Origin of the sequence: Affinirhizobium lemnae (genome assembly GCF_022968395.1) — a bacterium.
Classification (GTDB): domain Bacteria; phylum Pseudomonadota; class Alphaproteobacteria; order Rhizobiales; family Rhizobiaceae; genus Neorhizobium; species Neorhizobium lemnae.
The window spans coordinates 25,707-49,569 of the sequence record NZ_JALJQZ010000011.1; the positions used below are offsets into that span (position 1 = coordinate 25,707).

A 23,863-nucleotide genomic window follows, 5' to 3' on the forward strand; every position below is an offset into this window, starting at 1 on the left:
CCTCGATGTCGTTCGATAACAGCACTGTCGTTGCCGCACCGGAAGATTGGCGCGCCTATCGCGGCGTGCTGTCTCGCCGGATCTTTGCCTTCGTGATCGATTACATGCTGGTTCTGCTTCTCTGCATTCCGGCGGCGATCGTGGTTTTCTTCCTCGGAATCATCACGCTCGGACTTGGCTTCTTCCTCTATCCGGCCCTCTTCGTCATCGTCGCGCTGATCTATTTCGGCATGACGCTTGGTGGTCGCTCGCAGGCGAGCCCCGGCATGCGGGCAGCAGGCATCGCGATGATGCGGGTCGATGGTCGTCGCCTGGATTTCCTGACCGCAGTCGTTCACATGGTGCTCTTCTGGATATTGAACTCGGTCCTGACGCCGCTGATCCTGCTTGCAGGTCTTTTCACGGATCGCTCGCGTCTCGTACACGACATGCTGCTTGGAACGGTGATCGTGCGTACGGTTTGATCGAACCAAGTTGCGCTGCTTCTGTTGACCTTTTGGGAAGTTGCGCCATGCTAGTGTCTCAGGCGCGGGAGGCATTAGTGCCGACTGGACATCAGCAAAGGTCAAGTTCTACGTATGAATACCCAGGCAACGCCATCTCCTCAGTTCTATCTGACGGCACCGGCAGCCTGCCCGTATCTTGCGGGCGAGATGGAACGCAAGGTCTTCACTCACCTTGTTGGTCCTCGCGCCGCCGAGATGAACGACCTTTTGACACAGGGCGGATTTCGCCGCTCTCAAAACATTGCCTACCGTCCGGCCTGCGAGGGATGCCGGGCCTGTGTTTCGGTTCGGATTCTGGCGAACGAGTTCGAGCCAAACCGAACCATGCGCAAGGTATTGGGTGCGAACCGCGATCTGGTGGGGACGATGGTCCCGACCCAACCTTCCACAGAACAGTTCACTCTTTTCCGGGAGTACCTCGATAGCCGTCATCAGCGCGGCGGCATGTCAGATATGTCGGCGCTCGACTATGCGATCATGGTGGAAGACACCCATGTCAACACGCGCCTTGTTGAGTATCGCCGTCGCGTGCCGGGCCAAGGCATCGGAGACAAGCCGCAAGGGGAACTCATCGGCGTGGCGCTGACCGATCTGATGAGCGATGGCCTTTCCATGGTCTACTCTTTCTTCAAGCCGGACATGGAGAAGCGATCACTCGGCACTTTCATCATTCTCGATCACATCAATCGGACCCGGCAATTGGGGCTGCCCCACGTCTATCTCGGCTACTGGGTCAAGGGTTCTGCAAAGATGCATTACAAGACGCGTTACCAGCCGCAGGAACACCTGACCCCGAGAGGCTGGGAACGGTATGATTTAGGAAATGATAACTAAACATGCTCGCTCGCGCTGTCGCGCCCGGCGAGATCGATGAAGACGGTGCGACGCGCTTCCTGCGCGATCACACCGTCCCCTATTCCTGATCAGCCGCTGAACTTTCCACTGCGGGGGAAACCCTTCGGGACAGAGCGGCCAGCGGTTGCACGGTCACCGAGCCATTCCAGCAGTTCATCCTTGTTCTTGGAGAACACCCGCCCGGCACTGTCTTCCCAGGTCAGACCATCGGCAATGGCAAAGCATTTGATATCGGAAATACCGCCGTCCTTGTAGCGCTGCAGACGCACGCCCTTGCCGCGGTTCATTTCCGGCAGTTGCGCCATCGGGAACACCAGCAGTTTCCGGTTTTCTCCCACGATCGCCACATGATCACCCGCCACGGTGATCACCAGCTTTGCCTCATCAGGCATGCATACATTCATGATCTGCTTGCCCTTGCGGGTATTCGCCACGAGTTCGGTTTCCGGCACGATGAAACCATTGCCCGCTGTTGAGGCTAGCAGAAGCTTGCGCGATGGGTCGTGCACGAAGGCCGTCAGAACATCCTGGTCGTTTTCCATATCGACCATGATGCGGATCGGTTCGCCATGGCCGCGTCCACCGGGCAGCTTGTCGGCTCCCAGCGTATAGGCCTTGCCACCCGTGGTCAGGAGCAGGATCTTGTCGGTCGTCTGCGCCGGGAAAGCGATCTTGAATCCATCACCTTCCTTGAACGTCAGACCGGACGTATCGCCGATATGACCCTTCAGCGCACGGATCCAGCCCTTCTGGGAGATGACGACTGTAATCGGCTCCTTCTCGATCATGGCCTGCTGGATGGCTTCGATATCGGCCTCCGGCGCGTCCGCAAACTGGGTCAGGCGTGCAAACGGCTTTCCCTTGCCCTTGGCAAAATTCTTGCGAACATCCTGAATCTCATGCTCGATCACTTTCCACTGTTTGTCGTCTGAGGCAAGCAGGGCGTCGATATCGGCCTTCTCCTTCGTGAGTTCATCGAACTCCTTGCGGATCTCGAATTCCTCCAGCTTGCGCAGATTGCGCAGGCGCATGTTCAGAATAGCTTCGACTTGCACGTCGGTCAGTTGCCATTTGGCGACCATGACCGGCTTCGGCTCATCCTCCTCGCGAATGATGCGGATTACTTCATCCAGATTGAGGTAGGCGATCAACAGACCGCCGAGGATTTCCAGCCGACGCTCAATGGCAGCCAGGCGGAAACGCGAACGGCGGATCAGCACGTCCTTTCGGTGCTGCAGCCACTCCAGCAGAACCTCGTTCAAAGCCATCACCTTGGGCACCTTGCCCATGGAGAGAACGTTCATGTTCAGCGGGAACCGGCTTTCCAGCTCCGTCAGGCGGAAGAGCGATTCCATGAGAAGTGTCGCATCGACGGTGCGGTTCTTTGGCACCAGCACGACGCGGATGTCTTCCGCCGACTCGTCGCGCACGTCTTCCAGCAGCGGAAGCTTGCGGGCAATGAGAAGCTCCGCGATCTTTTCGATCAGGCGGGACTTCTGAACCTGAAATGGAATTTCCGTGATGATGATCTGATAGCCGCCGCGGCCCAGATCCTCGGTTTCCCATTTCGCACGGACGCGGAAACCACCGCGACCAGTCTTGTAGGCATCAATGATCGACTCTCGACCATCGATGATGACGCCACCTGTCGGGAAATCCGGTCCGGGCACGAATTCCACAAGCTTTTCAACCGGCGCATCCGGATGCTTGATGAGATGCAGAGCCGCGTCACAGAGCTCATGTGCGTTGTGAGGGGGTATGGATGTCGCCATACCCACCGCGATTCCCGATGCGCCATTCGCCAGAAGGTTCGGGAAAGCGCCCGGCAGAACCGTCGGCTCTTCGTCTTCTTCGTTGTAGGTGGCACGAAAATCGACGGCGTCCTGATCGACGCCTTCCAGCAGCAGAGCCGCTACTTCGGTCATTCGGGCTTCGGTGTATCGGTAGGCAGCTGCACTGTCGCCATCGATATTGCCGAAGTTGCCCTGTCCGTCGACCACGGGGTAACGCTGCGAAAAGTCCTGCGCGAGACGTACCAAAGCGTCATATACCGATTGGTCGCCATGCGGATGGAATTTACCGATCACGTCGCCGACGATACGAGCACACTTCTTGAACGCGGAGTTGGGCCTGATCCCCATCTCGCTCATGGCATGGATAATGCGGCGATGCACCGGCTTCAGGCCGTCACGCACATCCGGAAGCGCGCGGTGCATGATTGTTGACAAGGCGTAGGCGAGATAACGCTCCTCAAGGGCGGCCTTCAGGTCCACCGGCAGGATGTTATCGCCGCCATCGTCGTCGGGCGGAGGTGTCAGATTTTTTCCCATGGTCCTTGACTATCGGAAAGCCTGATTCCCGGCAACAAAGCCTTGCAAGCGGGCTGTGGATGAGCGTGAAACGACGGGAGATTGAACACTGGGTTGCATGCCCCATGGACCTTTTGAGCTAAGTGCATATAAAGGGCGGGAATCAGAGTTCAGTTTGCCATGCCGACCGCTGGAGGATCGCTTGATGCTGCATATTCGTTCCAAACAACTGCTTTCCGTTGGGGCCGCACTATGGCTTGTCAGCTCTCCTGCCTTCGCACTCGACGGCGCGGATCTTATGAAGAAGCTGACGGCTGGCTTCAATCTTCAGCCCGGCAACATCACGCCAGCGTCCGTTGACATCAACGGCTCCAACGTGACACTGAAGGGCGTAACCGTCGGCGACACCAAGGGTGGCTCGCGTCTGAATATCGGCGATGTCCAGCTGACCGGCGTGAAAGATGCCAAGGGCGGCGGCTATACGGTCGAGAGAATGACGTTCGCCAACATCAATGCCAGCGAAGACAAGACCCAGATTACAGCAAAGGATCTCTACTTCGCAGGCCTCTACATTCCCGGCAATACCAATGGCGACACCATTGATTCCCTGATGGTCTACGACGAAGCGCACAGCGGTCCTGTTGAGGTAACGGTTGACGGGAAGCAGGTCGTTGCTATCGCAGAATCCAAGGTGACGACCGAACGCTCGGACGACAATTCCAGCCTGAGCTTCAGCGCTTCTGTCGATGGCGTGAAGGTCGATCTCTCTACCGTTGACGATGTCAATGCAAAGGCAACCATCGAAAGCCTTGGCCTGACCAAGATCGATGGTACCATCACCATGGAGGGCGAATGGGAAGTTGGCCCCGGAACGATCGACATCACGGAATATGCCTTCGATTTCGCCAATATCGGTCGTCTCGATATGACGTTCAGCCTGTCCGGTTATACGCCGAGCTTCCTGAAGTCGCTGCGCGATACGACCGCGGCCATGGAAGCCAATCCGAACAAGGAAGCCGCCCAGCAGGCTGCGGGCCTTGCCATGCTTGGCCTTCTCCAGCAGTTGACCTTCAACAGCGCGCAGATCAGCTTCTCGGACGACGGCATTACCAAGCGGTCCCTGAACTATGCGGGCAAGAGCCAGAATGTTTCAGGCGAACAAATGGCCATGATGCTCAAGGGCATGGTGCCGCTGGCGATGGCGCAGGCCAATCTGCCCAAGCTCCAGAACGCCGTCTCCAGCGCAGTGAATACCTACCTCGACAATCCTCAGAACATCACGATTACGGCAGAGCCTGCGAACCCAGTTCCGCTTCCTATGATCATTGGCGCAGCGCAGGCGGCTCCGAATTCGCTCCCGGACATGCTGGGCGTTTCGATCTCTGCCAACGATTAAGCGGCATGCAACTTTCGAGCCTCAATGGCGCCGATTGCTGATCGGCGCCTTTTTTTCACGCGTCAAATCCCGGCTGCGACAAAACGATTGTTATCGACGTCAATCTTCGAGAACTGTAGATTACTGTTCCGGGCGAGTTTTTCAGCGCAAGCGGCCGGAAGCGGCGCACCGTAGAGATAGCCTTGCAATTCCTGAACGCCATGGGATCGCGCCCATTCCGCAACTGTTTCGTTTTCGATGCCTTCGGCAACAATGGTAACCTGCATCAGCTTGCACATGGAGATGACGAGCCTGACCATTTCCTCATTCTTCGGAAGTTGCGAAACAAGGCTTCGGTCGATCTTGATGCAATCGACTGCTAACTCGTTCAGTCGGGCAATGTTGGAATAGCCAGTCCCGAAATCGTCGATTGCGATTCGGACGCCGAGCGCTCTGATCCTGTTCAGGTTTTCCTGGACGAGGGGATCACTTTCAGAGAATAGAGTTTCGGTCAATTCAAGCTCCAAGCGCTCCGGAGGGCAGGAATGGCGGTTGAGGCAGGCTTCTACCACATCGCTGAATCCTGTTTCGCAAAGCTGACGGAGGGACAGGTTGACAGAAATAGTTAAATCGATGCCGTTCCGCATCCATTGTTCGCGCTGCTCGACGGCTTGTTCAAGGACAATCGTCCCGATCTGATTGATGAGCCCTGCTTTTTCCGCAAGAGGAATAAACGTCGACGGCGGCACCATGCCGAGCTTGGGATGTTTCCACCGTGCCAGTGCTTCCATACCGATTATGCTGCCATCTTCTGCACTGACACGAGGCTGATAAAAGGGAATGATCTGTCCATAGCGCAGCCCATCCCGAAGACCGCTCAGCAATTCAAGCTCCTCTTCGCGCGCCCGGCTGAGTGTTTCGTTATAAACGAAGACCTGGTTTCGGCCAGCGGCCTTCGCCTGATACATGGCAAGATCAGCGCGACGCATCAGTGCCTGGATATCGGTCCCGTGGTCCGGATAGTGGGCAATTCCAATACTGGGTGTGACCATCAACTGGTGTCGGTCGCTTTCAACCGTAATGGAAAGCCTTTCCAGTACACTGTCTGAAACGCTTTTCAACCGACAAGCAACATCCTGACGCTGAAGAAGCAGGAACAGGAATTCATCCCCTGCCAAACGCACCACGACATCATCTTCGCTACAGATTTCGCGCAACCGTCCCGCAACGTCACGCAGAAGATTGTCTCCCTGCAGATGACCTAGGGTATCGTTGACTGCCTTGAATTGATCGAGATCGATGAAGAGCAGGCTGATGCGGGATCCCATGCGCTGAGCTCTTGCCGCCAACTCCTCGAAGCGCAGAGGTAGGCTCAGCCGGTTGTAGAGGCCTGTTAGGGGGTCATGATGCGCCAGCTTTTTCGCCAACGCCTCCGCCTCCTTGAGTTCCGTGACGTCGGACTCGCTCAGGATGAGAGAGGGCGAGCCTGAGACCGGATCAAAGCAGGAACGCGCAATAAGTTCATGCCAGCGCTTTCCCTGGGCTGTGTAGACCTCGGCAATCAATCGGGCTTCGCCAACGCTCTCCAACTGGTGCAACAAAGATGTAAAGTCATGCGGATCGACGAAGCGATCACTGAGGGAGCCGTACCGAATGTCGAAGTCCGCCCTCGCGGCTGGATTGCAGTATAGTGTTCGCCCTTCGATTGTATGTAGAGATATCATGAGATGGGTGTGAAGCAGAACGTCGGCGCTACGAATGGCCTCCGGCACCAGGCTCATCTCATCGCGTCCCTCACAGAGCATGGCCATACGCCCATCAGGCAAACGGAAGCCGCTAAAGCGGACCTGAAGTGGACGAGGCACGCCCCGTGGATACAGCGTCCACATTTCGGTGAAGACCGCATCTTTTTCGATAAAATCGATTTGATATTGCAGCAGACGACGAGAAACCGCCGGCGACATATTGTCTTTCATGCGGCGCGCGCGCAGTTCCTCCAAGTCGACAGCGGCCCAGATATCGAGCGCCATCTCATTCCCCCAGACAACACGTCCTTCATCGATATCGAAGATCCACACTGCGGTTGCAAGTCGGTCCAGCAGATCGCGCCCGTGCCAGACAGCAGGCTCCGCTTCGGCCTGAAGTGCCACTCTCTTCGCCACACTCACCTTTGGCATGCAGCCTCCTCCCCGCTACGTTTTTTTAAGCGAGACCCTGCGAGAACGGGCGCGCATTGATGCAAAGCTCGGCCAGTGGCCGGAATCTGGGTGTGGAGGCAACGCGGTCAATCCACCGCTGAACGGCTGGGAATTCAGCCATGTCTATCCCTGCTTCGTGAGACACGTGTACATAGCCGAAAACGGCGATATCCGTGATCCCGTAGCGCTCTCCCAGCATGAAGCTGCTCTTGCCGAGATGTGCATCCAGGTTAGCGAGACCACTTCTTGCCTTTTCCAACCAGTTGGCAATGTCGGATTCTCTGCCCTTCCCCAGTTGCGGAGCAATAAAGGTAAGAAAACGTGCGGGTGAAATAAACGGCTCCAGTTTGGACTGCTCGAAGAACATCCATTGCAGGCTGCGGGCTCGTTCTACAGCTGTATCCGGCATAAGGTCGGAGCCATCGGCGATAAGCCAAAGCATGGCGTTTGACTCACCGATGCCGACCCCTGACCCGGTCACCATATACGGGACCTGGCCCCGGTCATTGATTGCGAGAAACGCATCAGATTTATGTTCGCCACCTAATAAATTAACATCGATAAAGTCTAGTGTTTTGTCGCAATACGAAGATGCCAGAAATGGTTTGAAACAGTTTCCAGAACCCCGGGTGACATAAATTCGATCCATGATCCCTCCTCGGCACATTAACACATCTACTATGTATTAAATCCGTTGAGATTTAGTTGAAGAGATACCGTCGATTGTATCGACGAAATTCAAAGTGGTTATGAATAAGGTTTCAGTTTCTAATTTCAACAAAAACTAATAAAGCGATTTACATAAGAAGGCGTGGGCAATTTACTACTCACGTAGAGCAGATACTGGCCTTCAATCAAGAACCTGAATGACACGACGCGTGTCTGGATCGACAACGACACGTCGCTCGTTCACGACCGTATAGGCGTAGTCGTTATAGCCATCGACCACATGTACATCGACATCCTGCGGCAGCACACGACCGACCAGAACGTCGCCTTGATAGGAAACGGACGGGACGCTCTGTTGCATGACGTAGGTCCGCACCTGCGCAGGCATTTCGCGAACGACGACCGCGCCTGGCGGCGGCGGTTCGGATACGATCACGGTGGATTGCGCAAAGGCAGCAGTCGACATGAAAAGGGTCGCAGATGCGACGATCATCGACTTCAACATTCCAATTCTCCCTGTGTTTGTTCTGCCAGACAACACCGGGATGGTGACTTGGTTCCCTCGCGATGGCCCCATCGGCGGATAAACAAAAACGCCGCCGCTTTCTAAAAGCGGCGGCGTTGAAGACGATAATCAGCCTGACGATCAGTCTTTCTTCTGCGGCGGGATAACGCGCAGCGAAAGCTCGCGAAGCTGCGTCGGAGTTGCCTCCGACGGCGCATTCATCAGCAGATCCTGGGCCTGCTGGTTCATCGGGAACAGCGTGATTTCGCGCAGGTTCTTCGCGCCCACCAGAAGCATGACGACGCGGTCGATACCGAAGGCGCAACCGCCGTGTGGAGGCGCACCATACTGGAATGCGCGGTACATGCCGCCAAAACGCTCTTCGACGTCAGCCTTGGAGAGACCAACCAGTTCGAAGGCCTTGACCATAAGATCCGGCGACTGGTTACGGATGGAGCCCGAGGCGATCTCGAAGCCGTTGCAGACGGCATCGTACTGATAGGCCTTGATCGTCAGAGGATCCTGGTTTTCGAGAGCATCCAATCCGCCCTGCGGCATCGAGAACGGGTTGTGAGCGAAATCGATCTTCTTGTCTTCTTCGTTGTATTCGAAGAACGGGAAATCGACGATCCAGCAGAACTCGTAGCGATCGCGATCAACGAGGTTCAGTTCCTCGCCTGCGCGCGTGCGGGCTTCACCAGCGAACTTGTAGAACTTGGCAGGATCGCCCGCCACGAAGAAGCAGGCGTCACCGGCTTCCAGTCCAAGCTGCGTGCGAATAGCTTCTGTTCGTTCTGGGCCAATGTTCTTGGCAAGCGGACCAGAACCCACTGGTCGCCAAGACGATTCATCGGTTGGCAGGCTACCATCGGAAGGCCAAGTTGCATCGTCAGTTGTTTCCTGGCGCCAGAAGATGTAACCGAGACCCGGCTGGCCCTGCGCTTGCGCCCAGGCATTCATGCGGTCGCAGAAAGCGCGGCTACCGCCGGTCTTCGCCGGAATTGCCCAGACTTCGACCTTCGGGTTCGACGTAATCATGTTCGCGAAGACCTTGAAGCCTGAGCCAGCGAAATGCTCGGTCACAGCCTGCATGGTGATGGGGTTGCGCAGATCCGGCTTGTCCGAGCCGTACTTGCGGATCGCTTCATCATAGGGAATGCGCGGCCAGTTCTTCGTTACAGGCTTGCCCTCGGCAAACTGTTCGAACACCGCCGTCATCATCGGCTCCATCGTGCCCCAGACATCTTCCTGGGTTACGAAACTCATCTCGACGTCGAGCTGGTAGAATTCGCCCGGCAGACGGTCTGCGCGCGGATCCTCATCGCGGAAGCACGGCGCGATCTGGAAGTAGCGGTCGAAGCCAGCCACCATCAGAAGCTGCTTGTACTGCTGCGGCGCCTGCGGCAGCGCGAAGAACTTGCCGGGATGAATGCGGCTCGGCACGAGGAAGTCACGCGCACCTTCCGGCGAAGATGCGGTCAGAATAGGCGTCGAGTATTCGGCAAATCCGGCGGACGTCATACCGGACCGTATGGCCGCGATGATCTGCGTACGCTTGACGATATTCTTGTGCAGCGTTTCGCGGCGTAGATCGAGGAAGCGATACTTCAGGCGAACATCTTCCGGGTATTCCGGTTCACCGAAGACCGGCAGCGGCAGTTCCTTGGCAGCCGACAGAACCTCGATCTCCTTGGCATAGAGCTCGATTTCGCCCGTCGGCATGTTCTTGTTGACAGTTTCGTCGGTGCGGGCCTTGACCACGCCATCGATACGAATGACCCATTCGCCGCGAACGGTTTCGGCGACCTTGAAGGCCGGACTATCGGGATCGGCGACAACCTGGGTCATTCCATAATGGTCGCGAAGGTCGATGAACAGAACGCCGCCGTGATCACGAACACGGTGGACCCAGCCGGAGAGGCGAACGGTCGCGCCGACATCGGACTTCCTGAGAGCGGCACAGGTGTGGCTGCGATAAGGGTGCATTTCAAAATCCTGGAATCGGGTAAGCCAGCGCGAAAGACAGATTCCGGCCAGCGTTTAAAATCGGGCGGAAAAGCGCATGGTGCGCCAGATTTGTCAAGCATAACTGCCAAGGAGAGAAGCGGTGCACAGGATTTGGCGCCTCGATATTTATTGAGACACGACAGAGATCGCGTGCAAAGTCTGGGCATCCATCAGTTCCCGTGATGGATCAATCTAAGCTCTGAACTATCTTCCGACTCAAGGCGTGACTAAAATAATGGAACGACGCATGGGAATGGCCCCTCGCTCGTTAAGCACAGCAGATGGCCCGAACCATGTCCACCATACGCCCGCTGATCCCCCTGCTCGTTACTGCCGGCATACTGATTGGCGGCAACGGCCTACAGGGAACCTATATTGCGCTTCGCGGGTCCGCCGAGGGCTTTTCACCATCAACGATCGGAATGATCGGTGCCGCCTATAGCGTCGGGTTCGCTGTTGGTTGCCTCTATGTAACACGAATCTTGCGGTCGATCGGCCATATCCGCAGCTTCGCAGCCATGGCGGCCATAACGGCAAGCTGTTGCATTCTCATGCCGCTCATCATCGAACCCGGCTTCTGGATGCTAATGCGGTTTATCATTGGCGTTGCGGTGGCCAGTCTTTTCGCCGTCATCGAAAGCTGGATCAATGCCAAGGTCACCAATGCCAACCGAGCAAGGACGCTATCTGTCTATCGCTTGGTTGATCTGTCTTCGGTAACACTGGCCCAATATCTCATTCCGGCACTTGGCGTCGAAGGGCCGGTCATTTTTTCGCTGGTTGCCATTGCCATGGCGATGTCGCTGGTGCCGATTTCTGTCGCAGACCGCTCGCACCCTACGCCACCGGAAGCCATCAATTACGATATTTTGGCGGTCTGGCGGATCTCGCCGCTATCCGTGGTCGGCGTCATTGCCGTGGGTCTCGCGATGGCGGCATTCCGCAATATCGGACCGATCTATGCGCAGGATATCGGTATGAGCGTTACGGGTATCGCCACCTTTATGAGCGCAGGCATCATCGGCGGCGTCGTTCTGCAATATCCCCTCGGCCTTTATTCCGACAAGCTGGATCGGCGTAAAGTTATCATCTGGGCAACGGTCGGAACGATCCTGACAGGCGGATACCTTTCATTTTTCGCGGGCCTCGATCAAACGGCAAACATTATCGGCATCTTCATATACGGTGCCTTTGCAATGCCACTTTACTCGCTTTGCTCAGCGCACGCCAACGACCACGCAAAGCCGGGCGAGCACGCACTGGTTTCGGCAGGGCTTCTATTTTTCTGGTCCATCGGGGCAACCATAGGACCGCTGCTTGCCTCGCTTTTGCTGCAGTTCATCGGCCCCAAAGTGTTCTTTATCTACACCTCGTTCATATTCACCGGGTTCCTTGTCTACACATTCCTGAGAATGAAAACCCGCCCTGCTGTTCCACCGGAACAAAGACCTGGACGTTTTCAGGCTCTGCTGCGGACCTCCGCCTATTTCAACAAGCTGGCTGGGGCACCCGATGACGAGCGTCAGCCACCACGGACCTGAACACTGCGTCACTCTGCCCGCGTCAGCTCATTGATGATTTGTGTACTCAGGTTTAAAAGGCGGCGATAAGAAGCAGGACGCGCCACCATGATCCAGATGAACCGCAGAAGCTTGCTGAAAGCTGGTCTTGGCATTGCGGCCTATGGAACGGGGCTTGGTGCCGCGATAGTTTCAAGCGAAACGGCAAATGCAGCCAGCAAGGTCGAACTTGAGGCCGTGAACGCCAAAGCCTTGCTGGACGGTCAGCATCTGACCGATGGCGTCATGACCTATCGCTCCCTTGGCGAGCCGGATGCGTTGATGCCGCCGACTTTGCGCTTGAAGCGTGGGGAACCCTTTTCCGCGAAGCTTGTGAACCGTCTCGATGAGCCAACGACCATTCACTGGCATGGCCTGCGCATCGAGAACCGGATGGATGGCGTTCCCTTTCTGACCCAACCCTATGTCTATACGGGCGACAGCTTCGACTATCGGTTTGCGGCACCAGATGCAGGCACCTTCTGGTACCATCCCCACTGCAATACGCTGACACAGATGGGCCGCGGTATGACGGGAATGCTGATTGTCGAGGACTCGAAGGATCCGCAATTCGATGCAGAAATCGCGATCAATCTGCGCGATTGGAGGCTTGGGGCGGACGGACAGTTTATCGAACAGTTCAAACCACGGGATGCCGCCAGAAACGGAACATTCGGCACCGTGAGAGGAGCGAATTGGCAGGTTCAGCCTGCCTATGAGGCGCCATCAGGTGGAATTGTACGTTTGCGCCTCGTTGCCAGTGATGTGACCCGCATCTACCAGCTTCGGTTGGATGGTGCCGATGCCGACGTGATTGCCGTCGACAGCCAGCCGATGCCGGAGCGTTTCCGACTGGAAACGGCGGTCATCGGGCCCGGTCAGCGCCTCGACCTTGCGCTTCGCATGCCGGATGTCGAAGGCAGTGTCGTGTCGCTTTTGGACACTCGCCCTTCCACCGCAAAAACTGTTGCGACCTTCAAGGCCATCGGCCAAAGCCTGAAGCACCGGCTCGAGGATCTGCCACCTCTCTCAGCCAATCCATGGCAGGAGCCTGATCTCAAGAATGCAGAGCAGATACCGCTGATCCTCAGCGCTACGGCAGAAGGTGGCGCAAAGGAATCCTTCTGCGGCTCGCTTGGATATACGTTCTGGGCCATTAATCGTGTGCCTTGGCCTGGGGACAGCGCCGATCCGACCGCGCCGCTTGCGGAGTTGAAGCTGGGCAAGAGCTATGTCTTCAATCTGGAGAACCTGACGCCGCACGTCCACCCGATCCATTTGCACGGAATGAACTTTCAGGTCGTTTCTTCCAGTTTGAGGCAGGTTCCGCCTCTGATTACCGATACCTATCTGGCCCTGCCAGACGAGAAAGTACAACTATCACTGGTTGCCGAAAATCCAGGTGACTGGGTCATGCATTGCCATATCATCGAGCATCAAAAGAGCGGAATGACGTCCTACGTCCGGGTAATCTGAACTTTGTACAATGTTGCCATCTTAACGACAAAGCAGCGAATAATACCGGGGGTTGATCCATCGCAACGCTCCATCTGTTGACTTTGGCTGACGAAAGGGAAAGGAAGATAGAACATTTATTCTCAACTCCTGCCGACGAAGCTGATGATCGATACGACAATTGCCCTTGAGGAAGCCTGCCGGACTCTTGCCCGCTCGCAATTCGTGACCGTTGATACCGAATTCTTGCGCGAAACGACCTTCTGGCCAGAGCTCTGCCTCATACAAATGGCAGGGCCGGATCTTGAAGTGATTGTCGATCCACTCGCCAAGGGCCTGGATCTGAGGCCTTTTTTTGTATTGATGGCCAATCCGGATGTTGTGAAGGTCTTTCATGCCGCACGTCAGGATCTGGAAATCGTCTACCATCTTGGAAATCTGATCCCGCATCCAATCTTCGACACACAAGTGGCTGCCATGGTGTGCGGCTTTGGCGACTCGATCTCCTATGATCAGCTCGTCCAGCGGATCAAGAATGTGCAGATTGACAAGTCGTCACGTTTCACCGACTGGAGCAGACGTCCCCTTTCGGAAAAGCAGCTGGACTATGCTCTGGCCGATGTAACCCATCTGCGTGACGTCTATCTCTTCCTGAAGAACAAGTTAGAGGCGGAGGGACGTACAACCTGGGTGAGCGAGGAGATGGCGGTTCTGGAATCGCCCGAAACCTACGACATGCATCCAGATGATGCTTGGCTGCGTCTGCGCTCGCGGCTGCGCAAACCCCAGGAACTGGCGGTTCTCAAATATGTGGCTGCCTGGAGAGAACGCGAAGCGCGAAGCCGTAACGTGCCCCGCTCCCGGGTGCTTAAGGATGACGCGATTTTTGAAATTGCCCAGCAACAGCCAAAGGACGTGGATGCGCTGAGTCGATTGCGTACGATCCCGAAAGGCTGGGAACGATCGTCTTCCGGAACTTCGATCCTGTCTGCAGTCAACGAAGCCTTGAGCCTGCCGCGATCGGATATGCCACAGGCCGCAAAGCACACGCATGTTCCCGAAGGCGCTCAGTCTGCCGTGGAACTTTTGAAAGTCTTGTTGCGGCTGGTTTCGGAGAAGCACGGCGTGGCCGCCAAGGTTCTCGCCAGCAGCGACGATCTCGACAAGATTGCGACCGATGGTGCGGCTGCGGATGTGCCTGCTCTGCAAGGCTGGCGAAAAGATCTTTTCGGAGATCCGGCTTTGAAGCTGATCTCGGGCCAGGTCGCACTTCGCTTCGTGGATAAGCGGGTCGAAGCGGTGGACCTCGGATCCTGAGCCTATCGGTTGCTGCCTGGTTCCTTCATCGTTCCGTGAGTGACCATGGTAATGGCTGTTGCCTCGAAACTGCAGCCAGCAAGGTAGCGAAGTCATGCAGAAACCTCAAAGAAAGCGCATTGCAACACCGAGTGGGAGGGCCGTCATATCTCCCACGCGATGGATCTTGCTCTGCCTGCTGATCGCGCTCACGGGCGTGCTGTACATGGTACTGTTTATGGAAAGCGAAGCCTATTATATTGGAGCGATCTACGCTCTGGCTTGCAGCCTTCCCCTCATTCTTTTCGAAGTCGGCAGATTGCTTCCAAATTTTCACGAACGGATCCAGAAACTACCGACTCCTGGCTATATTGCGGGAAGCCTGATTTCCTATGTCGTGCTCAGTTGTTCCGGCTTTGCCCTCGCAGGGACACTCCTGAAGCTCTCTGGATTGATTCAATCCGATTGGAGAGATGTTTTGATCCAGCGTCCCGCAACCTTCCTCTACACTTTAAGTTTCTTCTTCGCAGGGATCACCCTCCTGCGGATTCGCCAGTTGCTGGGCCGGGAAGTGTTCTCCAGTCTTGTGACGGGTCGATATCGAAAACCGCTACGCGAAGAGCGTGTCTTTCTATTCATCGACGTTATCGGTTCAACCAGCTACGCACGTCAGTTCGGCGATCTGCGAGCGCAGGAATTTCTTGGCGAAATCTTCGCAAGTTTTGCGGCTCACGTCCGCGCGCATGATGGAGAAATCGACGACTATGTCGGCGACTGCGCCATTATAACCTGGCGAATGAAGATTGGGGTCGACAGGGCGCGCTGTGTAGTATGCCTCTGCGCAATTCTGGAAGAGTTGGAATGCAACAAGGATTGGTGGATCCAGCAGTTTGGTAGGGTGCCGAAAATTTGCGCGGCTCTCCACGGCGGCGTGGTGGTTACCGCCGCAATCGGTCTATTTCATCAGAAAATCACGTATTTCGGCGATGTGGTGAATACGACCGCGCGGATAGAAGGCCTTTGCAAGACCCTTGAAGAGCCTGTTCTGATATCAGCCGAGCTTTTGGCCCGTCTAAACCTGCCGGACAATGTGACCGCCGATTCCTGCGGAGCGCATACGGTCAAAGGTCATGATGCTCCCCTTACCGTTTTCGCGCTGAGACAGGTACCTGGCTAAGCTGGCGAATTACTCGAAGACGAAAGCAAGACGACGGCCCGTCAGCTTCGCCAGTTGTTGGAGGCGTCCGTCCAGGCGCTCGCCCGAGAAATTGATGTATTCGTGCGGAACGACCAGTTCGAGATCAAGATCCGGCTGGTTGGACTTCCGGAAGTATAGGTGGTTGACGACGCCTGGCATGGATGCCGAGAAGAGGTAAACTACGCGCAGCAACCCGCCCAGAATTTTGGCGAGACCCAGAAGCCGCGGCGTGGCGATTTGCGCCAAAGGCTCTGTCGCGCCATCGTCGTGAAGACCTTCAAAACGGTAATAGTTGGCAAGCGCAAGATAGGCGCGGCCCGGATGTGTGATGCCGACCAGCGACGAATGCGCAATCAAGTTCAAAGCCTGCAGCCCACGGTAATCCGGATGAGCGCGCCAACTGATGTCCGCCAGAAGACATGCCGCCCGGCGGTATCGGCTTTCCTCTTCCGATTCATCGATCCCGAATGCGGGCACCGTGCGGCCGGTCCAATCCGCCAGTTCGCGAGCATGCTCTGGCGAGCGAGCGCGCAGAATGGCAAGTTGGTCAGATGCCAGCAAGAGCGGGTCTTCCGCCTGCTCCTCCGTGGGAAGCTGGGCATACAGGTAACCTTCTCGCACGCCCTGCGCGGAGAAGATCACGCCCGCCGGCTTCATGATGCTCAGCACTTCCTGCATGGCAACCGCACCAAAGGGCAGAAGCGCCCTGCGGTTCTTGGACACCGATTGCCAGGCCGGATCCTTGCTGTCCTTCGACAGTACGATCTGCTCAAGAAAGTTCTGGATCTCGTCGAAGCGCAGCTCATACCCTTGCATCATGTGCAAAGGGTAATGCGCCATCTCCATGTGAAGCTTGGCGATGTTGCGCCAGGTTCCACCGACCGCGTAAAACGTGCGCCCGGCACCTTTCGCAAGAAGTTTCGCATCCTTCACATGGACCTTAGCAAGGCTGCGAGCCTTCGCCAGCGATCCGCCGGACACTTCTGAGAGGCGCAAACCGCCGAGCGGCAGTGTGATGCCCTTGCCAACCTTTCCAGCTTCTATGTCGATGAGTTCGAGCGAACCGCCGCCCAGATCGCCGACGATTCCGTCGACTTCACTAAAGCCGCTGATAACGCCAAGGGCCGAATACAGAGCTTCCTCTTCACCGGACAGCACCTGAACGGGATGGCTGAGGATGCGCTCTGCTTCCTCGATGAAAGCGGGTCCGTTGCTCGCCTCACGCGCGGCTGCCGTAGCCAGAATGAAAATACGCGTTGCCTGCGCCTGATCCGACAGCGCGCGGAACCGACGTAGTGCATTAAGGGCGCGCTCGACCGCCTCCTCGTCCATCTTGCCTGTTAGGCCTATGCCCTTGCCGAGACCACAGAGCACCTTTTCATTGAATAGAACGGCAGGTGCGCGAGACAAGCCTTCGTAGACCACGAGGCGAACAGAGTTGGACCCAATATCCACCACGGAAACAGGTGCGCTTCCGGGGAGACGCCCCTGTGCATCAGATCGTACCATAAAGCCCTATTTCTTACGTCCGGACATGATGCCCGCGATGAGTTTCGGCGCGCTCGACTTCAATGCTTCACCTCGGCCTGAAAGGCTCGGATTGGTCATGAAATAGTGTTGCGCGTTGAAAGGTTCCTCACCTTTGCGTGCTTCAATCCTGCGCGATGTTCCATCGGGCAGTATCTCGTAGCTCTGTTGGTTGTCAATCAGGTTACCCAGCATGATCTGTGAAAGAACCTGCTCGTGCACCGTAGGGTTAAGAAGCGGCACAAGGGTTTCGACCCTTCGATCAAGATTGCGTGGCATCATGTCGGCAGAGCCGATATAGACCAATGCCCTTTCAGAAGGCAGGCCCTGGCCATTGCCAAAACAGAAGATGCGGCTGTGCTCCAGGAAGCGACCGACGATCGATTTCACGCGAATGTTTTCCGAGAGACCCTCGACCTGTGGGCGAAGGCAGCAGATGCCGCGTACCACGAGATCTACTTCGACGCCTGCCCTGCTGGCGCGGTAGAGCGCATCGATGATGTCCGGATCGACCAGCGAGTTCATCTTCATCCAGATCGCCGCAGGGCGGCCTTCGGTCGCATGAACGATCTCTTCCTCGATATGCTTCAGGATTCGGGGCCGCAATGTATAGGGCGAAACCGCCAGCTTCATGCTCTCCTCAGGCTCGCCGTAGCCGGTGATGAAATTGAACACATTGGCCATGTCATGTGCAATTTTAGGATTACACGTGAAGAACGAAAGGTCCGTGTAGATCTTGGCGGTGACCGGGTGATAATTGCCTGTGCCGAGGTGGCAGTAGGTACGTAGCTTGCCATCTTCACGACGCACGACCATCGACATCTTCGCATGCGTCTTAAGTTCGATGAAACCGAATACGACCTGCACGCCTGCCCGCTCCAGGTCACGCGCCCATCGTATGTTCGCCTCTTCATCAAACCTCGCCTTGAGCTCGACGAGCGCGGTGACGGACTTGCCCATTTCGGCGGCATCGATCAGGGCTCGGACAATCGGGCTGTCGTTCGACGTACGATACAAGGTCTGCTTGATCGCCAGAACCTCGGGGTCGCGTGCTGCTTGCAAGAGGAACTGCACGACGACGTCAAAGCTCTCATAGGGATGATGAACCACCATGTCCTTTTCGCGAATGGCGGCGAAACAATCACCCGCGTGCTCGCGCACACGCTCCGGGAAGCGTGCGTTGTAGGGCTCAAACCGCAGATCATCACGCGGTGCCTTGGTGATTTCTGACAGGGTATTGAGCGCCAGCAATCCGGGCAGAACGGCAATACGGTTATCCGGCACGCCGAGTTCCTGCACTACGAACTGGCGCAGTGATGCAGGCATTTCACTATCCGTTTCGATCCGGATAACCTTGCCACGGCGGCGGCGCTTCAGCGCCGTCTCGAAGAAGCGGACAAGATCTTCGGCCTCTTCCTCGACTTCGATATCGCTGTCGCGAATGATGCGGAATGTACCGGCGCCCTTCACCTCATAGCCCGGGAACAGGCGGTCGATGAACATGCTCACGACATCTTCAAGAGTGATGTAGCGGATCGTTGCACCCTCATCTGGCAAACGAATGAACCGATCCAGCGTCGGCGGCAGTCGCAGAAGGCCCGTCATCGGTTCGCGCCCGCTTTTGCTGTCCAGCTGCAGGCCCATGGAAAAGCCGAGGTTCGGGATGAACGGGAAGGGATGGGCCGGATCAATGGAGAGCGGAGTCAAGATCGGGAAAAGATTCTCCTCGAAATCGGTTGCCAGCCAGCTTCGGTCCTCGTCGGACAGGGCGGCTGGCCGCACGATCAGGATGTCTTCCTTGGCCAGATATTGTTGCAGAACGGCCAGAGACGCCTGCTGCTCCATCTGAAGATTGTCGATTTCCTTCAGTATCTCTTCAAGCTGTTCGGCCGACGTCTTGCCATCAGGGCTACGCACAACGATACCCTGACGTACCTGCCCTTCCAGACCTGCGACGCGCACCATGAAGAACTCGTCGAGATTGGCCGCCGAAATGGACAGGAAACGCACCCGCTCCAGCAGCGGATGGGCTGTATTCAAGGTTTCCTCGAGAACACGCCGATTGAACTGCAACCACGAAAATTCTCGGTTGATAAACCGCTCGGGGCTGCTCAGCAGATCGATGCCCGGTGCCTCCGCAACAGGCGGCAGCACATTGGTTTCCGACATCTGATCCATTGACGACCCTTCCCAAAGTCTGAACAGGAGTTTCTCGACACGACTGGCGCCGCATGGCGTAGTTCATGTCAGCCGGAATCAACGCCTGTTCCGGCCCTTCCTCCCGGCCCTATAACTTTTCAACGACGGAAAGATGACAGTCAATCTTCCGGGTCGTCAGCAGAGAAACTCTCCAGCACTTCGGCCGCAAGATTACGCGTAATCCTTGTGCCCCTGGCCAGAGCAAGATGATCCAGTCGCTCTACAACACCCTGGGCCGCCTGCATGGAGCGCTCCATACGTGCCACGATATAAGCCACAATCCGATCATCAATGTGCAGTTGGCGATCAGCAAAGAGCTTGATGATGACTTGTCCCAGCAGGTCTTCGTCCGGCTCTCCGATTTCGACCACAGTCGCCGCCTTCAGGCGAGAGCGTAGATCCGGAAGGGTGACGGGCCATGACATGGGCCAGAGCCGCGCGGTCATCAACAGGCTATGACCGTTTTCCCGGACACTGTTGATGACGTGAAAGAGCTCGTTGTCGTCGAAAGCAACCTGGTCCGCATCCTCGAAGAGAACCGGTCGCGACGCAGCGATTATTGCCGCATGCGCACCAGCTTTCGGCTGAATGATCTCTGCACCGGCCTTCTCTCGCCAGATGTTGGCCAGATGTGTCTTTCCGCATCCAGCAGGCCCAGTCAAAATCACGACCGGAGCATTCCAGTGCGGCCATGCATCAATCATTGCAACGGCTGCACTGACCGGTTCCGCGACGAGAAGATCCTCGCGACCGATTGCGGCATCGTGGCTCAGAGCCAGCGGAAGCTGCTCCGCGCGCTGGCGCCTTGTTTTATCAAGCGTCTCTGTCATGCGAAATTTGGGGCTCTTGCACGGCCTTTGTTGCGACTTCCGCCTTTTCATCCCAAGGCAGCGCAGTCGAATGACCGAAATATATATCGCTTTGAAGATAGCGTGAGATCGCAAACCGCACAAGCACGCCAACAACCGCGGCGGCGGGCACAGCAATCAGCAAGCCAACAAACCCGAACATGGCACCGAAGGCCAGAAGCGCGAACATCAGCCAGACCGGATGCAGCCCTACGCTGGACCCCACAAGCTTCGGCTGAAGAATATTGCCTTCGATGAACTGCCCGGAAAAGAACACGGCCATGGTAGCGATGATCCAGCCATAATCCGGCCAGAACTGCATGAGCGCTACACCCACAGCGAGGATGAGTCCCACCAGCGAACCGATGTAGGGAATGAAACTGATCATACCCGCGACGAAGCCGATCAGCAGGCCAAAGTTCAGACCGACCAGTGAAAGGCCAACCGCATAATAGATGCCGAGAATGAGGCAGAGCGAACCCTGCCCGCGGATGAAGCCAGAAACCGCATCGTCCATCTCCCGCGCCAGTTGGCGGATGGTATGGACCTGATCGCGCGGAACCCAGCTGTCCACCTTCTCAACCATGCGGTCCCAATCCAGCAAGATATAGAAGGCGACGACGGGGGTGACAACGAGAAGCGAAATCACGTCGATCAGCGTTTTGCCCGAATTCCACAACTGGTTCAGCAATCCACCGATGAAGCCCGCGCCTTCCGACATCAGGCCGGAGAAGTTCTGCTTGGCGTTCTGAATCTGCGTTACCATCCACTTGGGAAGGTAGGAGTTTTCAGGATTGGCGATCAGTTGCTGCAGCTGTGTGATGTAATCAGGCAGGACCTGGGCAAATTGGCTGAACTGGCCGATAATGAGGGGCACCACCACGATCAGCGCCATGGCGAACATCAAGATGAAGCTGATGAGAATAACAATGGTTGCCATCAGCCGGCTGAGGCCTCGGCGTTCCAGCCAGTCTGCGACCGGATCCAGAAAATAGGCCAGTGCCATGCCCGCCACGAAAGGCAACAGGATCGTTCGAAAGGCCAGAAGAAAAATAACGAAGGCGATAAAGGCGCAAATCCAGAATAGCACGTAACGCCGAAGGCTTGCACCGCTGATGTGATAGGCCATGAAAGGGTTCCTTGCCGCACTGCGTTCACGAAGTGGGATAGGCTGTGTCTGCCATCAAGGTCAAGCCGGATTGCTAGAAGGGGGAATCTGGGCTGGGCAGCTCAGAAAACAGGGGCAAATACCGGCCAACTCTTGCATCTGACGGCACTCCGTGCCATGGCCAGCCGCAAGAATGGAACCGTCACCAGTAAGGTTGCGGAGCCGGGATTTTGAGCAAATTTGCAGGTTTCCGCTCAAGGCACGACTACCGCTCCGGGTCAGTGCTGCAGCACCTGCCAAACCCGTATGGAGACGCATGATGAGTAAAGCAGGCAAGAATGGTCTTACCTACAGCGATGCCGGCGTCGATATCGATGCGGGCAATCTCATGGTTGAGAAGATCAAGCCCGCTGTCCGCTCAACGCGTCGACCGGGTGCCGATGGCGAGATTGGTGGCTTCGGCGGCCTGTTTGATCTGAAAGCAGCAGGCTTCACCGACCCGGTGCTCGTTGCGGCCAACGATGGCGTCGGCACCAAGCTGAAGATCGCAATCGACGCCGACCGTCACGATACCGTCGGCATTGATCTGGTGGCCATGTGTGTCAACGACCTTGTCGTTCAGGGCGCCGAACCGCTATTCTTCTTGGATTATTTTGCCACGGGCAAGCTCAATCCGGAACAGGGTGCAGCAATCGTTCTCGGTATTGCAAACGGTTGCCGACAGGCTGGCTGCGCCTTGATCGGCGGCGAAACAGCGGAAATGCCCGGAATGTACCGTGACGGCGATTACGATCTGGCAGGTTTTGCTGTCGGAGCTGCCGAGCGCGGACAGTTGCTGCCGACTGGCGACCTTCAGGCTGGCGACGTCATTCTCGGCCTAACCTCATCGGGCGTTCACTCCAACGGCTTCTCGCTCGTCCGCAAAATCGTGGACGTGTCCGGTCTCTCGTGGAGCGATCCGGCTCCATTCTCCGAGAGCAAGACACTTGGTGAAGCCCTGCTGACGCCAACCCGCATCTACGTAAAGCCGCTGTTGAAAGCGATCCGTGAAACGAACGCCCTCAAGGCCCTCGCACATATTACCGGCGGCGGTTTCCCTGATAATATTCCACGCGTTCTGCCGGATCATCTGGCCGCAGAAATCGATCTCGACAGCATCCCGGTTCCGCCCGTCTTCTCGTGGCTTGCTAAGACAGGCGGCGTTGTCGCCACCGAAATGCTGCGCACCTTCAACTGTGGTGTCGGCATGATCGCCGTTGTCTCGGCAGAAAATGCGCAGGCAGTGACAGAAGTTCTCAATCGTGAAGGTGAAGTGGTGGTACCGCTTGGCCGCATGGTTGCCCGGGAAGCGGGCGCTGCCGGAACCATCTACAAGGGAACGCTTGCTCTATGAGCCAGATCCGCAAACGCGTTGTTGTGCTGATCTCAGGCGGCGGTTCGAATATGCTGGCGCTCGCCGATGCATGTGCGGCGGACGATTTTCCTGCGGAGATCGTCGGTGTGATTTCGGATCGCAAGGGCGCGGGCGGCCTCGCCAAGGCTGAAGCACGAGGCATCCCGACCTTTGCGTTCGAGCGCAAGGATTATGGTTCCAAGGCAGAGCATGAGAGTGCGGTGCTTGAGGCGCTTGCCTTACTGAACCCTGATCTCATTTGTCTGGCGGGCTACATGCGTCTGCTCTCCTCGGACTTCATTCGTCCCTATGAGGGGCGCATCCTGAATATCCATCCATCACTGTTGCCGCTGTTTCCGGGTTTGCACACGCATCAACGTGCAATCGAGGCAGGTATGAAGGTGGCCGGCTGCACAGTTCACTTCGTTACGGAGGGAATGGATGAAGGGCCAATTATCGCGCAGGCGGCTGTGCCGATCCTGAAAGACGACACATCAGATAGTTTGGCGGCGCGCGTTCTCATCGTCGAACATGCAACCTATCGCCTTGCTCTGGAAAAGATTGCCGGTCCGCCGAATCTTTTCTACGCGCCTGCCGTCCAGGCAAGTGATTTTGTCATCAGCCTGTAGTGCTGAAATTGATACCGGGCCGACTGCCTTTGCCAACCCGGCGCTGTCTATAGGCGGTTATTTGTCCCACAGCATAGGCGAGAGACATGAGATAGTTCCCGATTTCCGCAGAGACTGATTTCGGGTCTTCAGAAAAGCAGGATGCCTTCGGTCGATTTTTTTGCTTTTGGGATACAAACAGTCCGTGAGGCGCGCCTTCATAGTCTATCAGTTCTGCGCGGATATGA

The 23,863-nt window shown here is 56.5% G+C and carries 18 protein-coding genes; 9 read left to right on the plus strand and 9 right to left on the minus strand.

The window, feature by feature from the left end; translation table 11 throughout:
* Positions 1-5: 5 nt before the first annotated feature.
* The gene (locus MUU53_RS09280; protein WP_247260648.1) at positions 6-464 is read left to right on the plus strand and encodes an RDD family protein; all 459 of its coding nucleotides are present in this window, start codon (positions 6-8) and stop codon (positions 462-464) included.
* A 114-nt stretch (positions 465-578) separates the two neighbouring features.
* Positions 579-1,340, plus strand: a complete 762-nt coding sequence (locus MUU53_RS09285; RefSeq protein ID WP_062552679.1) for an arginyltransferase — start codon at positions 579-581, stop codon at positions 1,338-1,340.
* An 89-nt stretch (positions 1,341-1,429) separates the two neighbouring features.
* Here the strand turns inward: MUU53_RS09285 and parC are convergent, their stop codons facing one another.
* Positions 1,430-3,691, minus strand: coding sequence for a DNA topoisomerase IV subunit A (gene parC / locus MUU53_RS09290; protein WP_247260649.1), 2,262 nt, complete (start codon positions 3,689-3,691; stop codon positions 1,430-1,432).
* Positions 3,692-3,875: 184 nt separating this feature from the next.
* Between parC and MUU53_RS09295 the strand changes: the two genes are divergently transcribed.
* Positions 3,876-5,066 (plus strand): hypothetical protein, encoded by a 1,191-nt coding sequence (locus MUU53_RS09295; protein WP_247260650.1) that lies wholly within the window; start codon positions 3,876-3,878, stop codon positions 5,064-5,066.
* 62 nt (positions 5,067-5,128) lie between these two features.
* Here the strand turns inward: MUU53_RS09295 and MUU53_RS09300 are convergent, their stop codons facing one another.
* The 4 genes from MUU53_RS09300 to aspS all read right to left on the minus strand — a co-directional run bounded on the left by MUU53_RS09300 (position 5,129) and on the right by aspS (position 10,403).
* Complete coding sequence (locus MUU53_RS09300) at positions 5,129-7,222, minus strand: putative bifunctional diguanylate cyclase/phosphodiesterase (RefSeq protein WP_247260651.1); 2,094 nt, start codon at positions 7,220-7,222, stop codon at positions 5,129-5,131.
* Between the two features lie 25 nt (positions 7,223-7,247).
* Positions 7,248-7,892: a glutathione S-transferase family protein gene (locus tag MUU53_RS09305; RefSeq protein WP_247260652.1), complete on the minus strand. Its 645-nt coding sequence runs from the start codon at positions 7,890-7,892 to the stop codon at positions 7,248-7,250.
* Between the two features lie 201 nt (positions 7,893-8,093).
* Positions 8,094-8,417: a DUF1236 domain-containing protein gene (locus MUU53_RS09310; protein WP_247260653.1), complete on the minus strand. Its 324-nt coding sequence runs from the start codon at positions 8,415-8,417 to the stop codon at positions 8,094-8,096.
* A gap of 141 nt (positions 8,418-8,558) precedes the next feature.
* Complete coding sequence (gene aspS, locus MUU53_RS09315; RefSeq protein ID WP_247260654.1) at positions 8,559-10,403, minus strand: aspartate--tRNA ligase; 1,845 nt, start codon at positions 10,401-10,403, stop codon at positions 8,559-8,561.
* A 314-nt stretch (positions 10,404-10,717) separates the two neighbouring features.
* Here aspS and MUU53_RS09320 point away from each other — a divergent pair, with 314 nt between their 5' ends.
* From MUU53_RS09320 to MUU53_RS09335, 4 genes are all read left to right on the plus strand, one after another.
* Positions 10,718-11,965, plus strand: a complete 1,248-nt coding sequence (locus tag MUU53_RS09320) for an MFS transporter (protein WP_247260655.1) — start codon at positions 10,718-10,720, stop codon at positions 11,963-11,965.
* 87 nt (positions 11,966-12,052) lie between these two features.
* Positions 12,053-13,459, plus strand: a complete 1,407-nt coding sequence (locus MUU53_RS09325) for a multicopper oxidase family protein (protein WP_247260656.1) — start codon at positions 12,053-12,055, stop codon at positions 13,457-13,459.
* A 144-nt stretch (positions 13,460-13,603) separates the two neighbouring features.
* The gene (rnd, locus tag MUU53_RS09330) at positions 13,604-14,755 is read left to right on the plus strand and encodes a ribonuclease D (protein ID WP_247260657.1); all 1,152 of its coding nucleotides are present in this window, start codon (positions 13,604-13,606) and stop codon (positions 14,753-14,755) included.
* Positions 14,756-14,960: 205 nt separating this feature from the next.
* Positions 14,961-15,911 carry an adenylate/guanylate cyclase domain-containing protein gene (locus MUU53_RS09335; protein WP_247260658.1) on the plus strand — a complete coding sequence of 317 codons (951 nt, stop codon included), beginning with the start codon at positions 14,961-14,963 and terminating at the stop codon, positions 15,909-15,911.
* A gap of 9 nt (positions 15,912-15,920) precedes the next feature.
* Here MUU53_RS09335 and ppx read toward each other — a convergent pair whose 3' ends face one another.
* The 4 genes from ppx to MUU53_RS09355 form a co-directional block, all read right to left on the minus strand.
* On the minus strand, positions 15,921-17,441 hold the full coding sequence (gene ppx, locus MUU53_RS09340) for an exopolyphosphatase (protein WP_247260659.1): 1,521 nt from the start codon (positions 17,439-17,441) through the stop codon (positions 15,921-15,923).
* A gap of 6 nt (positions 17,442-17,447) precedes the next feature.
* Positions 17,448-19,637, minus strand: a complete 2,190-nt coding sequence (locus MUU53_RS09345; RefSeq protein ID WP_377307280.1) for an RNA degradosome polyphosphate kinase — start codon at positions 19,635-19,637, stop codon at positions 17,448-17,450.
* A 140-nt stretch (positions 19,638-19,777) separates the two neighbouring features.
* Entirely contained in the window at positions 19,778-20,488 is a 711-nt protein-coding gene (hdaA, locus tag MUU53_RS09350; protein ID WP_247260660.1) for a DnaA regulatory inactivator HdaA, read from the minus strand.
* Positions 20,472-21,635 (minus strand): AI-2E family transporter, encoded by a 1,164-nt coding sequence (locus MUU53_RS09355; RefSeq protein WP_247260661.1) that lies wholly within the window; start codon positions 21,633-21,635, stop codon positions 20,472-20,474. Before MUU53_RS09355 ends, hdaA begins: the two co-directional genes overlap by 17 nt.
* Positions 21,636-21,933: 298 nt before the next feature.
* Between MUU53_RS09355 and purM the strand changes: the two genes are divergently transcribed.
* Together purM and purN are read left to right on the plus strand one after the other, a co-directional pair.
* Complete coding sequence (gene purM / locus MUU53_RS09360; protein WP_247260746.1) at positions 21,934-23,007, plus strand: phosphoribosylformylglycinamidine cyclo-ligase; 1,074 nt, start codon at positions 21,934-21,936, stop codon at positions 23,005-23,007.
* Positions 23,004-23,636, plus strand: a complete 633-nt coding sequence (gene purN, locus MUU53_RS09365; protein WP_247260662.1) for a phosphoribosylglycinamide formyltransferase — start codon at positions 23,004-23,006, stop codon at positions 23,634-23,636. The genes purM and purN overlap by 4 nt, the downstream gene beginning before the upstream one ends.
* Positions 23,637-23,863: the final 227 nt, after the last annotated feature.

Coding starts and splice junctions, on each gene's coding strand:
- parC (WP_247260649.1), bottom strand. CDS start 3,691: ATGGGAAAAAATCTGACACCTCCGCCCGACGACGATGGCGGCGATAAC.
- MUU53_RS09285 (WP_062552679.1), top strand. CDS start 579: ATGAATACCCAGGCAACGCCATCTCCTCAGTTCTATCTGACGGCACCG.
- MUU53_RS09310 (WP_247260653.1), bottom strand. CDS start 8,417: ATGTTGAAGTCGATGATCGTCGCATCTGCGACCCTTTTCATGTCGACT.
- MUU53_RS09295 (WP_247260650.1), top strand. CDS start 3,876: ATGCTGCATATTCGTTCCAAACAACTGCTTTCCGTTGGGGCCGCACTA.
- hdaA (WP_247260660.1), bottom strand. CDS start 20,488: ATGACAGAGACGCTTGATAAAACAAGGCGCCAGCGCGCGGAGCAGCTT.
- ppx (WP_247260659.1), bottom strand. CDS start 17,441: ATGGTACGATCTGATGCACAGGGGCGTCTCCCCGGAAGCGCACCTGTT.
- MUU53_RS09345 (WP_377307280.1), bottom strand. CDS start 19,637: ATGGATCAGATGTCGGAAACCAATGTGCTGCCGCCTGTTGCGGAGGCA.
- MUU53_RS09300 (WP_247260651.1), bottom strand. CDS start 7,222: ATGCCAAAGGTGAGTGTGGCGAAGAGAGTGGCACTTCAGGCCGAAGCG.
- MUU53_RS09280 (WP_247260648.1), top strand. CDS start 6: ATGTCGTTCGATAACAGCACTGTCGTTGCCGCACCGGAAGATTGGCGC.
- purM (WP_247260746.1), top strand. CDS start 21,934: ATGAGTAAAGCAGGCAAGAATGGTCTTACCTACAGCGATGCCGGCGTC.
- MUU53_RS09325 (WP_247260656.1), top strand. CDS start 12,053: ATGATCCAGATGAACCGCAGAAGCTTGCTGAAAGCTGGTCTTGGCATT.
- MUU53_RS09320 (WP_247260655.1), top strand. CDS start 10,718: ATGTCCACCATACGCCCGCTGATCCCCCTGCTCGTTACTGCCGGCATA.
- aspS (WP_247260654.1), bottom strand. CDS start 10,403: ATGCACCCTTATCGCAGCCACACCTGTGCCGCTCTCAGGAAGTCCGAT.
- MUU53_RS09305 (WP_247260652.1), bottom strand. CDS start 7,892: ATGGATCGAATTTATGTCACCCGGGGTTCTGGAAACTGTTTCAAACCA.
- rnd (WP_247260657.1), top strand. CDS start 13,604: ATGATCGATACGACAATTGCCCTTGAGGAAGCCTGCCGGACTCTTGCC.
- MUU53_RS09355 (WP_247260661.1), bottom strand. CDS start 21,635: ATGGCCTATCACATCAGCGGTGCAAGCCTTCGGCGTTACGTGCTATTC.
- purN (WP_247260662.1), top strand. CDS start 23,004: ATGAGCCAGATCCGCAAACGCGTTGTTGTGCTGATCTCAGGCGGCGGT.
- MUU53_RS09335 (WP_247260658.1), top strand. CDS start 14,961: ATGGTACTGTTTATGGAAAGCGAAGCCTATTATATTGGAGCGATCTAC.